Source organism: Erwinia endophytica (genome assembly GCF_009295515.1).
Lineage (GTDB): Bacteria > Pseudomonadota > Gammaproteobacteria > Enterobacterales > Enterobacteriaceae > Erwinia > Erwinia endophytica.
Map to the genome: position 1 here is coordinate 285,330 of NZ_RQVV01000057.1, position 13,199 is coordinate 298,528.

Here is a 13,199-nt window from a genome sequence, read left to right on the forward strand (position 1 = left end):
CGGAGCATGACGTTTAGATGGCAATCTTCGGTGGGTCTGCCAGGCTTATTGTTATCCACAACAGGAGGAGATAATGAGCACTGACACTGAATTACCGACCTCAAGCGAGGACGAAGTTTGCAAGATTATTGGCAAAGCGGTGGTTGAACTGAGCATCACGGGACAACCAGTCAGCAAGACCACACTGGCTTTGAAGTTGCTGGTGATGGCGGATCAGGACCATGATGAAGAAAGAATTCTGCTTTACTGGATTGCCCGTAAGGCAATCAACCCGCCACATCGATTTGCCTCAGCTGCATTTTAACGGCAGGGGGCAACCCGACGGTCTGCCGGAAGAACGGCCACTCATGACTGAGTGGCCGTTCTTGTTTCTGCTCAGGTAATCCGTCGCAGCCATGGAACCTGTCGTAGTAGCCAGACGATAGCGGCTGAGATGATAAAACAAGCCACTGACACTAATGGGATGGTCAGGGTGGAGTTGTATCCTTCGAAGTTGATGCTCAATTCCCGCAGGAGTGTCTCCAGTACCATAATATGCACGAAGAAAATCCCCAGGCTCAGTCGTGACAACGTCCGGATCAGGTTTAACACCCATTGACTGTAAGAAAATCGGGCATTGAGCAGCATAAAGAAGCCAGCCAGCGATACCACGACCAGTGTTGGCGCCGAATAGAACAGGAAGACTTTGTTTGGAGAAAAGGTACTGATCGACAATGAATAGGTCATCACTGCGGTTAATATTGCCGAGAGGATGAAAACAATCGTTGAGATGGTCACCTTCGGATTCACCTTAAAGCGTCTGATCACACCACCGAGAATGTAGAAACCTGACAGGTACACCACCATATCAATATTGCTTGGGGTTGGGATGTGATGGCCTTCCAGCAAGTTGATCTTAACGTTATCCAACAGCATATAAAACGAGGCCAGAACAAACCATACGGTCAGCGTATAATTGACTCGTTGGCGGCTGCCATTCTGAATGAAGGTGTTCAGGAGTGGGGTGACCAGGTACAGCAATATCATGGTGTAAATAAACCACAGATGTGGATAGGCTGGGGTGCTGAGCAATGCCAAAATGCTGATGGGGGCTTTGTTTTCATTGACGTACTCATTATAAACCAGATAAATAACCGACCAGACAATCAGCGGAATAACTAAGTTCAGCACGCGGACTCTTAGCGTACTGAGTAGCGACTCGTTTTTATTTAATGAGGCGTAGCCGGCAATCAACAAAAACAACGGAAATGCAGTACGTCCCAATACCTCGTACATGACCGAAACTGACCATGCCAGATGGAAATAGCTGAAAGGGATCGCTGCCGTATGCAGCAGAATCACCAAAAATGTTGCCGCCACCGTGAGCAGCTTAAGATTGATCGTTTTCAACACCTGAGTCCTTGCCATTATCATGCTCTGACGTGGCCAGCCAGATTATCGTCAGTGGGCTAAAGGTATCATATTCCGTTGTCCTGACGTATCGTCGGGCAAGAAAAAAGCGCAGATTGTGGCCGGAGAGGGACATTTCATTGCCGTGACTTGACGGTGATACATTATATCGGTGCTTTGAAAGGCGTGGCTCCCTGTTAATGAATGACATTAATCTTTGTTTGTCACCGCCAGACTTAAGCGAGGGAAATGACTGACATGAAAAAGTTAGCGTCTGTCGGCCAGGCTATTCCGATATAAATTGTGATTTTTTCAGGATAAAGACCGTGGGCAATGTGGCGATATCTACTTGACTTTCCCCTTGCTGGAAGGTTCAGGATGGGGAGATACACATCCGTTTACCGATGAGAGAAGCCACAATGAATAAGCGACTTTCCTGCATGATTATCCCCCTGATGTTATCCATTTCTGTTCAGGCGGCGGAAAAGATGTCGATGCCGATGAATGAGGGACTCGACGAGACTCCCGCGCAGCAGAGCTATCAACAGGGGATGGATAAAATGCACCATCAGATGATGGCTGGTATGGAAGAACGCGATCCGGATATCGCTTTCGCGAAAGGCATGATAGCACATCATCAGGGCGCGATTGATATGGCCAAAACTGAGCTGAAATATGGCAACGATCCAGAGATGCGGGCGTTGGCACAGGCCATCATCAAGGCGCAGCAGCCGGAAATTGACCAGATGCAGAACTGGCTGAAACAACGGAAAAAATAGTGCGACATAAACAATGAAGGACGCGTAGAAAAAGGTGATCTGTAGTGGTGAAAGTTGTTAAAATTAATTTTTTATGCTTTTTTCACGGAAGCCGCTATGACATCTGAAATTTCCCACCCGTCCAGCAGTCCAAAACAAGCTGCGCTGCAATTGGTGATTGAACTGGTTCGTGCCGGTAAGCTGAGTCCGCTGCAGGGCGATGCCTCAAATATGATCTCAATTTACGAGCAGTTCAAAGCGCACTTTGAAGCAGATAAAAACAGGCACGCGGCGGACTCTGCATTTTCCTGATGGATTAACGGGCGGTTTTGTCGCCCGTACCGGACATGACAGCAAAGACGCGTCCGGGACAGTCCCGTTATCTCCCCGTCGGGGACAGATTATTTACTGGGTCATGTATTCAATCCGTTGAATATCATATAAATTCCCCGTTTTTATCAAAGGGATTCTGATGGCTAAGGTTGATGTAAAATGTCCATTTTGTAAGCAAGCAGACCCAGTAAAAAAGCATGGACAGGGGGAGTGCCGGGCATCAACGTTATCGCTGTCAGGCATGCTGCCGAAGCGTTCAACGTGAATATAAATACCGTGCCTGCCAGCAGGGCATGAAGGATCAGATCATTGATCTTGCCATGAATAATGCTGGCATTCGCGACACTGCACGAGCATTGCCTATCAGCATTAATGCCGTTGCGCACACACTAAAAAACTCTCGCCGAAAAACGTCACCTCTCTTCCACTGGATAATCAGCACATTCAGCGCATTTGCGAAGTGGATGAAATGTGGTCATTTGTCGGCAATAAAAAGAAGCAACGCTGGCTGTGGTACGCATGGGAGCCTCGTCTAAAACGGATTGTTGCCCATGCTTTTGGTCGCCGGAGCAAGAAAACACTACGCACGTTACTGGGGGGCTTTCAGGTTTTAATGTGGCCTTCTGGTGTACAGATAATTTCAGTGCTTATGACGTGTTACCGAATGAAAAGCACATCACGGGTAAGCTTTACACACCACGAATTGAGCGTGAAAACCTGAACCTTCGTAACAGACTAAAATGACTGAACCGCAAGACACTGGGGTACTCAAAATCAGCTGAAATGCATGACAGGATCATTGGTACGTTTATCGAGCGTGAGCATTATGCATCGTAATTCCAATCATCACATTGAATACACAACCCTCTCTGAGCGCGAGTGTAGATTACCTGGCAGTCAGATAAATAGTAGATTATTCGCTATCTATATATTAAATGGTTATAAAAAGGCGTTATTGGTTATAAATATTGTCGGTCCAGCGTCAGCCAGAGCCCAGACGTAACAGCGGCGACATTATGCAACATAGGCGGAGAACCTCAGTCAGGCATAGCACCACCACCGCCAGCGAAAAGGTCATCACGTGACAACGAATCATGATGACCCCGTTGAGTGTAGGGCTAATTCTCCTGCGGTATGACGGAGAGTGACACTGGAGGAGGGCTTGTATTTTATCGGGCTTTCAGCGCGACCAGAGTCATGACTACGGCAAACAGAATAAAAATGGCCAGTTCCATGGAATCTTCCTTTTCTTGAGACTATTCCTAATCATAGTAGTGATGGTTGATGAAAAAAAAGGTGACAAATGTCTTATCTTTGCCTGAACAGGCTCGCTTTTTGGTGTATAGCGCGTTTTTCTTTCACCGGCAGAATCTGCTAGCCTTGGCATGAATGTGTTGAAAGATGTACAGGAGAGATGATGAAACTGAGGGACACCATGATGGTGGCATTGTTTGCATTGGCGGGCTGCCAGTCCGTCGCGACAAAAAAAGATACCAGCGTGCAGGTTGATCCAGATATGGATCGTTGCGGTGCTTCCGAATATCAGCAGTACGTGGGCCAACCCCTGTCTTCCATTGATGATATTCGCTTTGAGCATCCGGCAAGGGCCGTGCCTTACGATGCATCTGTATCGATGGATTTCAATCTCAACCGCCTGAATTTTATGGGTGACAGTCAGGGAAAAATTAGCCGTGTTTACTGTGGTTAAGCAGGCCATCGGTTTGATACAGGGCCTGTGCGCGCAATAACGTACAGGTTTACTGTTATTGATACCATTTCTGTACCCACCACAGCCGGAGCTGGATCCCCCAGGGACTGCTCCATCCGGTGGTGCCCAGTACCACTTTCCCGTCTGAAATAATTAACCAGGTTGGGGTGACGCTAACATTCCAGCGGGTGGCTATTTCCCCTTGAGGATCGTTCACCACCGGCATAGTCAGATGCTTGCCGTGTAGGTAACGCACCACGCTAATGTCATCGCCGGATCGCAGGGCGACGGTCAGCACGTTGATACCGTCATTACTCAGTGCCAGTACGGTAGGCAGGGTGTGGTGACAGAGATTGCACCAACGGCTCCAGAAATAAACCAGTAGCGGTTTTTTGGCGCTGAGCTCCGCCAGAGTGAGTTCTCTGCCATCAATGGTATGCAACCGTTGATCAGCGAAACCTTCAGTTAACTGTGGGACACGAAAAACATCTGATACCGAGGATAGTGCGATTATGAGTATGCCCAGCAGCAGTATATTCCGTAGTATCGGTTTAAACATCGCCACGGTTAGCTCGCTCCTGCAGAACGTTAATGAATGTACACGCAGTGCCTCCATTTCTCAGTTCCGGGAGCAATGGTTTACCGTGAACGTTGTTGCTATCGCAGCCGTTAAGCTGAGAGAGCGGTGAATTTTTCGCGTCAGGAAGTGAACGGTTTTCGTTACGGAACAACATTAAGAGAGGGGCAAACAACACAGTCAACCGGATATCTGACGGGAGGGGAGAGGTCGCTAAAAGGGGATAAGAGGTTGGCAGCAGAGTCATCAGTAATTTTTTCATTCAGCACTTCCTTTTGCTGTTGTTAAAACAGTCGGGGCTTATGGGGTGATGGATTAACAGAAACCGTACGCTTCCATGGCGATTTCCAGGGACTGACACGGGCTCGCGTTTATGATAACGGGATAATTTCAACGGACAATCATTTGGCATGTAAACATTCGTAATATCAGAAAAAGTCGTTCTGCCCATGACATGAGAGCGACGCGACAACAGTCATTGACCGGGTTAACAAGAGTGGCGATTCGGCCCCTGATATTATTCAGGGATGTTGACTGGCTAACGCGGGTATTTACGTGGTCGTTATGACGGAGTCTTTTATCGTCACGGGAGATAGCATGATGCGGATAAAAGCGTCGATAAGCCTTTCGCCCGTCGGGCGGCGGATGCCAAATAGATAATGATAAAACACAAGAAGGGGAACGAGAGCAATCGCTCGGCGGATTAATACTGGAGGCTCAGCGTTATCACCTTACGGTCGTTTATGCTACCAGCGCGATGGTGTTTTAGACTGACTGGCGGCGACCTCGGCCTTTATTGAGCGCTTGATTCCCTGGTACATGAAGCCACATGGTTCGATATTGGCAGTTTTAATACGTTGTCTCAGGGATCTTTTCCATCCAGCAACTGAGTCAGTAAGTTACGATAGCCTTGCAGTAGCGCTTCATCCACTTCACCCTCCAGTTTTGCAATCACGCTGGCAATAATCACTTTATTGGTGGTGGGTCTGCCTCTGCGCATTAGCTCGGTGAGAATTGCCGCCAGAAGTTCACTCTCTTTCGGCGCGTGAAAAGCGGGACTGTTAAAATAATCGGTAATGGCGCGGCCTGCACCCACTGAATAATGTTCCATGATAAACCTCCGGAAAAGCGCTATCGATCGCCCGGCGGCGAACCGATGAGATCAGGGAAATAAAATATGAGATTCGATCCGATTCACCGGAATGGTGAACCGCTATTTAGTCTGAAAAACAGGCGGAGATTTTTATTACTCTAGATGGGTGTACCAGGAAGTCCAATAGCAAGCAGAAATATTTTTTATTCTGCTTGCTGGATAATCAGTGAGCGGGCCAGGTGGTGATGACTTCCGATACACCGTTGATAATGAACTGTACGCCCATGCAAACCAGCAAAAAGCCCATCAGGCGTGAGATAGCCTCAATGCCTCCTTTGCCCACCAGGCGCATTATCGCTCCCGAACTGCGCAAGGAAATCCACAAAATAATGCTGACCAAAAGAAAAGTCAGTACTGGCGCGACGGTAAGAACCCAGTGTGGAAACTGAGTACTGCTGCGAATGGTTGAAGCGGCACTAATGATCATCGCTATGGTACCGGGGCCAGCTGTACTGGGCATAGCCAAAGGAACAAAAGCAATGTTCACTACCCGATGTTCGCTGAGCTCATCCAGTTTGTGAGCGGCTTCTACCGTGTCCCCTGCCTGTTGCTGTGGGAAGAGCATACGAAAGCCGATAAATGCTACAATCAGCCCTCCCGCCATTCGCAATCCTGGAATGGAAATACCGAAGGTATTCATCACTGCATTACCGGCGTAAAACGCGACGGACATGATGAAAAAGACATATATCGATGCTTGCAATGACTGGCGATTACGTTCGGCGTAATTCATGTCACTGGCAAGGCCTAAGAACAGTGCGACGGTCGTTAATGGGTTTGCCAGTGGCAGTAGCACCACCAGACCCAAGCCAATGGCTTTGAAAAGTTCGAGCATGTGTCTTCCTTGTTAACAAATAAATAAGAGGTAAGGTTCCTGGTACCCAATCCCATGATGATTTCGTAGGCTGCTGACCGGGAGTTTCCGGGTCGTTGATTCCGCTCCGTAGCGAAGTAGAGAAAGAATTTTACTGTTAATTAGACGTTAAATTCAATGCACCTCAAGTAAGATTAAATAATTTTCTATTTAAATCAATGTGTTAATGTTCATTTCTTTGGGGCGTAGCATATAATGCTTGTACTGGGCTCTTCGTTATGCGTTAATGCACTGTCGGTTTTGAAACAGACAACGTATGCGAGCAATTTTAGTAAAGCAGTTTTCAGTTAAAGCGTTATCCTCGATATCACTTCTTCCTGACTTCCTTCTTAAGTGCCTCATAAGTCCTCCCTGTTGACAAACCCTCTGGCCATTGCGGCTTAATACTTATTGAAGGAAAGACAAATGTCTAACAAAATGACTGGTTTAGTAAAATGGTTCAATGCTGAGAAAGGTTTCGGTTTTATTTCTCCTACCGACGGCAGCAAAGACGTTTTCGTACACTTCTCTGCAATTCAGAATGGCGGTTTCAAGACGCTGGAAGAAGGTCAGAAAGTTGAGTTCTCTATCGAAAATGGCCAGAAAGGCCCAGCTGCTGCTAACGTAACCGCGCTGTAAGATTGAGAACCTTCATTGTTAATTGCTCCGGCAGTTAACGGTGAAAATAAAAAAAACCCGCTGATGGCGGGTTTTTTTGTATCTGTTATTCAGTGGGTGCAACATGACGCCCCGGCCCGTCAGCCTGTTTTAGAAGGAAAATCTGCATGACTGGCAGTATAAGCTGTTGTAGCCGTTAATTATTGTCCGGAAGCTGGCTGGCAGTAGATGGAAATTTCAAAGTGAGAGTTATCACCTTATTTGTTCCTCATGGCTAAAATACCCCTGTTACACTCTGTACTCATACTTCTGCTATAAGGATTTTTGCACAGCACGATGGAATCCTGGAAGGTTAACCTCATTTCAGTCTGGTTTGGTTGTTTGTTTACCGGCCTTGCCATCAGCCAGATTATCCCTTTTCTGCCGCTCTATATTGAGCAATTAGGTGTTACCGACCCCAGTAAACTGACGCTTTGGTCCGGGTTAATCTTCAGCATTACTTTTATGGTTTCGGCCATTGTGGCGCCAATGTGGGGAAGCCTTGCCGATCGCAAAGGCCGCAAGTTGATGTTGCTGCGCGCGTCGTTAGGCATGGGGGGCGTTATCCTGTTGCAGGCCTTTGTTACTCACGTCTGGCAACTGTTGCTGTTGCGCGCGTTGATGGGGCTGACCTCTGGTTATATTCCTAATGCCATGGCGCTGGTGGCGACTCAGGTACCTCGTGACAGGAGCGGCTGGGCGTTGAGTATGGTGACTACCGCACAGATCTGCGGGGTGATTATGGGGCCGCTGATGGGAGGCTTTCTCGCTGACTGGGTGGGACTGCGGGCCGTTTTTTTGATCACATCCGCGCTATTACTGACCAGTTTTCTGATCACGCTGTTTCTCATCAAAGAGACCGGTTACCGCTCAGTGAAAAAAGAAGACAAGCTCAGTGGCAGAAGGGTGTTTGGTTCGCTGGCCCGCCCAGGGTTGATTGTTAGCCTGTTTATCACCACACTGGTTATCCAGTTGTGTAACGGCTCGATTAGTCCGATCCTGACGTTGTTTGTTCGCCAGCTTGAGCCTGATGTACAGAATATTGCCTTTATCAGTGGGGCGGTTGCGGCGATCCCCGGTGTTTCTGCGCTGTTTTCCGCTCCGCGACTGGGTAAGCTGGGTGACAGGATTGGTGCTGAGCGCATCCTTTTTAGCGCGCTTATCCTGACTATCTTGTTGTTTATTGCTATGTCCTGGGTGAGCAGCGCTGTTCAGCTTGGAGCGTTGCGTTTTTTACTGGGTTTTGCCGATGGGGCGATGATGCCGGCGGTGCAAACCTTGTTGCTGCGTAATTCCAGCGATCAGATAACCGGGCGGATCTTTGGTTATAATCAGTCGTTTATGTATTTAGGTAACGTAGTGGGGCCGCTGATTGGAGCAGGTGTTTCCGCTATCGGCGGCTTCCGTTGGGTATTTGCCGCGACAGCAATGGTGGTGTTGGTGAATACCATTCAATTGATGATGATTTATCGCCGTAGTGATTGCAAATAAAGTGTCTGGGTTTAGGGGAGAAGCAGATTGAAAGACGAGGTCTTGTCGTCAAGATGTCGTCGCGTTATCTGGGAGACGCGTACTTTGGGTTGTATTGTTATTATTTTTCGCAAGGAAATTGTTAAGCGTGGTTACCCACGGTAAAAATGGTTCTGAAGCGGAGTTTTTTGCATTGTGGCCTTGCTGGCGGACGTTTAATATCGGCAGCAACGTTACCATGAGGAAATAACGATGAGTCGAGTAATCAAAGTTGCGAGTGTGATTGCGCTGGTAACAGCTTTAAGTGGCTGCCTGTTTCCACCACCGGGTGGTGGCGGCGGCGGTGGTGGTGGTGGCGATGGCGGTCCTCACGGCGGATTCTCAGCAGGGCCGGGGCGCTAAAATGAGCATGCCAGGGGGATCTCTCCTGGCATGTAATTGCGAAGGCCGTGCTTGTCTCAGTAAAATGCTCCTCAGATTTTTACCTGACTAATACGAAAGCTCCTACTCTGTTGAACAATCATGTTCAGCGCCTGTTGACCCATCCCCGTACTTAGCTTTTTTACTGCCCGAAGGGACACTGACAGACTATGTGTCTGTGGGATGAATTTTCTTATTTTTTCCATTTCAGCCGATTCTTTTAGCCAACATATCCCCCAGGTTGCTGATTCTATGGCAGACTTAACTGGCTTTTTAACCAATTTGGGATGGCAATAAATGAAGATGAAAATGTTAATGTCAGCGTTGGCACTGACCGTACTGGTCAGCGGGTATACGGGGGCTGCCGAAAAAACCGCGCAACAGCAGAAGATGACCCTGTGTAATCAGCAGGCAGGGCAGAAGTCTTTGAAGGGGGATGAGCGTAAAACCTTCATGAGTAGTTGCCTGAAAAAAGACAGCAGTACGGGCAAAAAATTGACGCCTCAGCAGGTTAAAATGAAAACCTGTAATGCTCAGGCCAGTGAGCAATCCCTCAAAGGTGCGGCACGTAAAACCTTTATGAGCAGTTGTCTGAAGAAAAGTTAAGTCTGTGCTTTCCTCTCCGGGCCCGTAAGGGCCCGCTTACCGTTATTTAAAAGATTAAAACTTTTAGTCAGTTAACGGTTATTTCTTCCTGCTTTCTGGCCGACAGAGCTATTCCTGGCTCATCTTTTCTGATTTAGCCATGCATTGTTGCATCGCCTCAATCACCGCCGCGCGGAATCCTTTTTCTTCCAGTACTTTTACCGCTTCGATCGTGGTGCCGCCCGGTGAACACACCATATCCTTCAGCTCGCCAGGATGCTTGCCGGTTTCCAGCACCATTTGTGCTGAACCTTTAACTGCCTGTGCGGCAAATCGGTAGGCTTGCGTCCGTGGCATACCGCCCAGCACGGCGGCATCGGCCATCGCTTCAATGAACATAAAGACATACGCTGGTGCTGAACCACTGGCGCCGACCACCGCGTGAATAAGATATTCCGGCACCAACTCAGCGTGGCCGAAACCGTTGAAGATTTTGACAATCTCATCGGCTTCTTCTTTAGTCACCAATACGTTGGGGGTGACGGAGGTCATACCTTCATTTACCAGCGCAGGCGTATTGGGCATGACCCGAACCAGCTTACGGTCATGGCCCAGCACATTGGCCAGTGTGTCCAGCGTAACGCCAGCGGCGATAGATACCACGACGGTGTCTTTGTTCAGACTGCCAGAAATGTCTTTCAGTACGTTCAGAATGACGTTAGGTTTTACCGCGCCGAACAGAATATCGACCTGCTTCGCCACGTCCTCTGCGCTGGATGCGGGGGTGATGCCATATTGTTCCTGCATCGCCTGGTTAGTGGCTGGTTTGTGGTCATAGACCCAGATATCGTCTGCTTTCACCTGGCCGGCTGACACCAGACCGCCGATGATCGCCTTTGACATATTGCCGCAGCCAATAAAGCCGATTTTTTTGTTCATCCTAATACTCCCTGTTTCATGCCGTTTTTCATTGGTGTCTAGCTTACGTGATTCCTGATCTTATTCCAGCGTCGGTCGTGTTCAGGCAACAATAAGATGTTAATAATGGAAGCAATATCGCCAGGGCGTCTGGTTAATTTTCTGTCATGGGAGCAGATTAAATTTGCCATTCGGGAAAAGAGCGGCAAGATAACGTCTGTTCCCATCTCAATGTACAAAGGAAATGACGATGCCAATCTGGGTTGATGCCGATGCGTGCCCGAAAGTGATTAAAGAAGTACTGTACCGCGCAGCGGAGCGAGAACAAACGCTGGTGACGCTGGTGGCGAACCAATCACTGAGCGTACCATCATCGCGTTTTTTGCGCACCCTGCGAGTGCCAGCGGGTTTTGATGTCGCCGACAATGAAATTGTGCAGCGGGCGGAAGCGGGGGATCTGGTGATAACGGCCGATATTCCTCTGGCGGCAGAAGTGATGGCAAAGGGAGCTATCGCGCTTAATCCGCGTGGGGAGCGTTACAGTGAAGCGACCATCCGGGAGCGACTGACCATGCGTGATTTTATGGATACGCTGCGGGCCAGCGGTGTACAAACCGGTGGGCCACCCGCACTTAATCAGCGTGATCGTCAGCAGTTTGCCAACCAACTGGATAAGTGGCTACAGGAACAAAAAAGGCCGACAGTAAAACTGAAATGACCGGGTATTCGGCCCGGTCATCTCAGTTAACTTTGCACTACAGATTTAGGCGAAGTTGTCGTCATCGCTAAAATCGTCATTATCAAAGTCATCATTGCCGAAATCACCCAAGCCGTTGTTGGTGTATTCCTGCTGTAAGCCGGCGTCCTGATTCAGGAACTGGCTATCGTTACCGTAGTTAAAGGTATCGAGATTATTATCGAAGTTCTCCTGCGGTAGCGCTGGTTCATTGATAATGTTTACAATCTCTTCCGGCTGAGAGTGATGGAACATGTTGGTTAACATATCCGCCATCACCACCCCGCCAGCCACCCCCACTGCCGTTTGCAAAGCTCCGCCTAAAAAACCACGGGTCGCGGAAGGCGCGGCAGCAGGGGACGCCGTATAGGCAGGTTGCTGTTGCGCTGGCGCTGGTGCATTACTCCCCCATGGCGAAGATTGCTGTGACGGTGGGGATTGCTGGGGTTGCTGGCGCTGACCACCGCCAAACAAGCCGGACAGGAAACTGCCGCTGTTTTGTTGAGGTTGTTGAGCCTGAGACAGTTTTGCTTCCAGTTCGCTGACGCGGTTATTCAACTGCTTCATTGCCGCTTCCTGAATCAGGATCGCCTGCGCCATGTAATACGGTGCGCCTGGTTGTTGCTGCAAATACTGTTGGATCAGCTTTTCCGCGGCGGCGTCTCGTGGGCCGGACTGGGTCTCTGCCTGTTTTAACCGACCAAACAGGTTCACAATTAACTGTTGTTCTTCGCTCTGCATAGGTAATCCTCCAAAACGGGCGATGATCTCTATTTTGGGGCAGAACAGGGGAAAGTAAACGGGCTTCGGGTAAGTAAATGTTGCCAGTCAGGGTGACAAAAGAAGGGGTGTAAACAATAAGATACACCCGAGTTTTTGTTTAAAAACATATGGATAGTTTATTTTCTTTAATTTTTAGGTGTAAAGAAAAGGTGACTGCTGGTGATAGGGAAGAATAATCGGTATGATGCGACGCAAAGTTAATCATTATCTGCCTTTCGTCGTGAGCATGGACAGGGGCAATCAGGTTGAGGAAGTAGCTGTTATGGCGTTACCCATTTATCTGGTCGGTGCGCGTGGCTGTGGTAAAACCACCGTAGGCCAGGCGCTGGCTTCCGCGCTGGGCTATGCCTTTCGTGACACTGATCATCACCTTCAGCAAACGACAAGACGTACTGTCGCGGATATTGTGGCAGCAGAAGGCTGGGATGGGTTTCGTCAGCGCGAATCACTGGCATTGCAGGCCGTTACTGCGCCAGCCACCGTGATTGCTACCGGTGGAGGGATGGTTCTGGCGGCGGCCAACCGTCAGCATATGCGTGAGCACGGCCAGGTGGTTTATTTGAACGCTGAAGCCAGCGTACTGGCTGCGCGTCTGGCTGCTTACCCTGAACAGGATCAACGGCCTACGCTGACGGGCCGCCCAATTGCTGAAGAAATGATTGAAGTGCTGGCTGCGCGTGATGCATTGTATCATGATGCGTCGCACCACGTTGTCAATGCGATGCAGCATCCTGATAGCGTAGTGGAAGATATTATCAATATTTTGGCACTCGCCAGCGCCAGCTGAGCGGTTCAATACCTGAGCTAAAATCCGCCGTTTTAGAATTGATACGCTGATCAGTAAACATAACATGGAACA

18 protein-coding genes and 1 pseudogene are annotated in these 13,199 nt (G+C 48.9%); 12 read left to right on the plus strand and 7 right to left on the minus strand.

The annotated features are described in order from the left end of the window. The first annotated feature begins 73 nt into the window (after positions 1-73). Positions 74-304 (plus strand): DUF2767 family protein, encoded by a 231-nt coding sequence (locus EH228_RS18680; RefSeq protein WP_152323120.1) that lies wholly within the window; start codon positions 74-76, stop codon positions 302-304. Positions 305-375: 71 nt separating this feature from the next. On the opposite strand, the gene EH228_RS18685 is transcribed toward EH228_RS18680, so the two are convergent. Further along, positions 376-1,407, minus strand: a complete 1,032-nt coding sequence (locus EH228_RS18685; protein ID WP_240116326.1) for an acyltransferase — start codon at positions 1,405-1,407, stop codon at positions 376-378. Positions 1,408-1,808: 401 nt separating this feature from the next. On the opposite strand from EH228_RS18685, the gene copM reads away from it, so the two are divergent. From copM to EH228_RS18705, 4 genes and pseudogenes are all read left to right on the plus strand, one after another. Beyond that, positions 1,809-2,168, plus strand: a complete 360-nt coding sequence (gene copM, locus EH228_RS18690) for a CopM family metallochaperone (RefSeq protein WP_152323121.1) — start codon at positions 1,809-1,811, stop codon at positions 2,166-2,168. Between the two features lie 96 nt (positions 2,169-2,264). Then, positions 2,265-2,459 (plus strand): hypothetical protein, encoded by a 195-nt coding sequence (locus EH228_RS18695; protein WP_152323122.1) that lies wholly within the window; start codon positions 2,265-2,267, stop codon positions 2,457-2,459. Between the two features lie 160 nt (positions 2,460-2,619). Beyond that, positions 2,620-3,317: pseudogene (locus tag EH228_RS18700) on the plus strand (IS1 family transposase). Between the two features lie 580 nt (positions 3,318-3,897). Beyond that, the gene (locus tag EH228_RS18705; RefSeq protein ID WP_420841478.1) at positions 3,898-4,188 is read left to right on the plus strand and encodes an I78 family peptidase inhibitor; all 291 of its coding nucleotides are present in this window, start codon (positions 3,898-3,900) and stop codon (positions 4,186-4,188) included. Between the two features lie 55 nt (positions 4,189-4,243). Here the strand turns inward: EH228_RS18705 and EH228_RS18710 are convergent, their stop codons facing one another. From EH228_RS18710 to EH228_RS18725, 4 genes are all read right to left on the minus strand, one after another. Further along, positions 4,244-4,747: a protein disulfide oxidoreductase gene (locus EH228_RS18710; protein WP_152323161.1), complete on the minus strand. Its 504-nt coding sequence runs from the start codon at positions 4,745-4,747 to the stop codon at positions 4,244-4,246. Beyond that, positions 4,740-5,027 carry a hypothetical protein gene (locus EH228_RS18715; protein ID WP_152323123.1) on the minus strand — a complete coding sequence of 96 codons (288 nt, stop codon included), beginning with the start codon at positions 5,025-5,027 and terminating at the stop codon, positions 4,740-4,742. The genes EH228_RS18710 and EH228_RS18715 overlap by 8 nt, the downstream gene beginning before the upstream one ends. 600 nt (positions 5,028-5,627) lie before the next feature. Then, entirely contained in the window at positions 5,628-5,876 is a 249-nt protein-coding gene (locus EH228_RS18720) for a biofilm development regulator YmgB/AriR family protein (protein WP_152323124.1), read from the minus strand. A gap of 205 nt (positions 5,877-6,081) precedes the next feature. After that, positions 6,082-6,753 (minus strand): MarC family NAAT transporter, encoded by a 672-nt coding sequence (locus EH228_RS18725; RefSeq protein WP_152323125.1) that lies wholly within the window; start codon positions 6,751-6,753, stop codon positions 6,082-6,084. A gap of 444 nt (positions 6,754-7,197) precedes the next feature. Between EH228_RS18725 and cspE the strand changes: the two genes are divergently transcribed. The 5 genes from cspE (at position 7,198) to EH228_RS18740 (ending at position 9,924) form a co-directional block, all read left to right on the plus strand. After that, positions 7,198-7,410 carry a transcription antiterminator/RNA stability regulator CspE gene (gene cspE, locus EH228_RS18730; protein WP_013200976.1) on the plus strand — a complete coding sequence of 71 codons (213 nt, stop codon included), beginning with the start codon at positions 7,198-7,200 and terminating at the stop codon, positions 7,408-7,410. A gap of 15 nt (positions 7,411-7,425) precedes the next feature. Next, complete coding sequence (locus EH228_RS20680) at positions 7,426-7,560, plus strand: hypothetical protein (RefSeq protein WP_275065369.1); 135 nt, start codon at positions 7,426-7,428, stop codon at positions 7,558-7,560. A 165-nt stretch (positions 7,561-7,725) separates the two neighbouring features. Beyond that, entirely contained in the window at positions 7,726-8,919 is a 1,194-nt protein-coding gene (locus EH228_RS18735; RefSeq protein ID WP_193323385.1) for a multidrug efflux MFS transporter, read from the plus strand. 231 nt (positions 8,920-9,150) lie between these two features. Continuing rightward, a complete protein-coding gene (locus tag EH228_RS20295; protein WP_193323386.1) occupies positions 9,151-9,300 on the plus strand; it encodes a hypothetical protein in 150 nt (49 codons plus the stop codon). A 315-nt stretch (positions 9,301-9,615) separates the two neighbouring features. Then, positions 9,616-9,924 (plus strand): PsiF family protein, encoded by a 309-nt coding sequence (locus tag EH228_RS18740; RefSeq protein ID WP_152323127.1) that lies wholly within the window; start codon positions 9,616-9,618, stop codon positions 9,922-9,924. 108 nt (positions 9,925-10,032) lie between these two features. Here EH228_RS18740 and proC read toward each other — a convergent pair whose 3' ends face one another. Next, positions 10,033-10,842 (minus strand): pyrroline-5-carboxylate reductase, encoded by an 810-nt coding sequence (gene proC, locus EH228_RS18745; RefSeq protein ID WP_152323128.1) that lies wholly within the window; start codon positions 10,840-10,842, stop codon positions 10,033-10,035. A gap of 229 nt (positions 10,843-11,071) precedes the next feature. Between proC and EH228_RS18750 the strand changes: the two genes are divergently transcribed. Then, the gene (locus tag EH228_RS18750) at positions 11,072-11,539 is read left to right on the plus strand and encodes a YaiI/YqxD family protein (protein ID WP_152323129.1); all 468 of its coding nucleotides are present in this window, start codon (positions 11,072-11,074) and stop codon (positions 11,537-11,539) included. 45 nt (positions 11,540-11,584) lie between these two features. Here the strand turns inward: EH228_RS18750 and EH228_RS18755 are convergent, their stop codons facing one another. After that, positions 11,585-12,298, minus strand: coding sequence for a DUF2076 domain-containing protein (locus EH228_RS18755; RefSeq protein ID WP_152323130.1), 714 nt, complete (start codon positions 12,296-12,298; stop codon positions 11,585-11,587). Positions 12,299-12,602: 304 nt separating this feature from the next. Between EH228_RS18755 and aroL the strand changes: the two genes are divergently transcribed. After that, complete coding sequence (gene aroL / locus EH228_RS18760; protein WP_152323162.1) at positions 12,603-13,127, plus strand: shikimate kinase AroL; 525 nt, start codon at positions 12,603-12,605, stop codon at positions 13,125-13,127. The last annotated feature ends 72 nt before the right edge of the window (positions 13,128-13,199 follow it).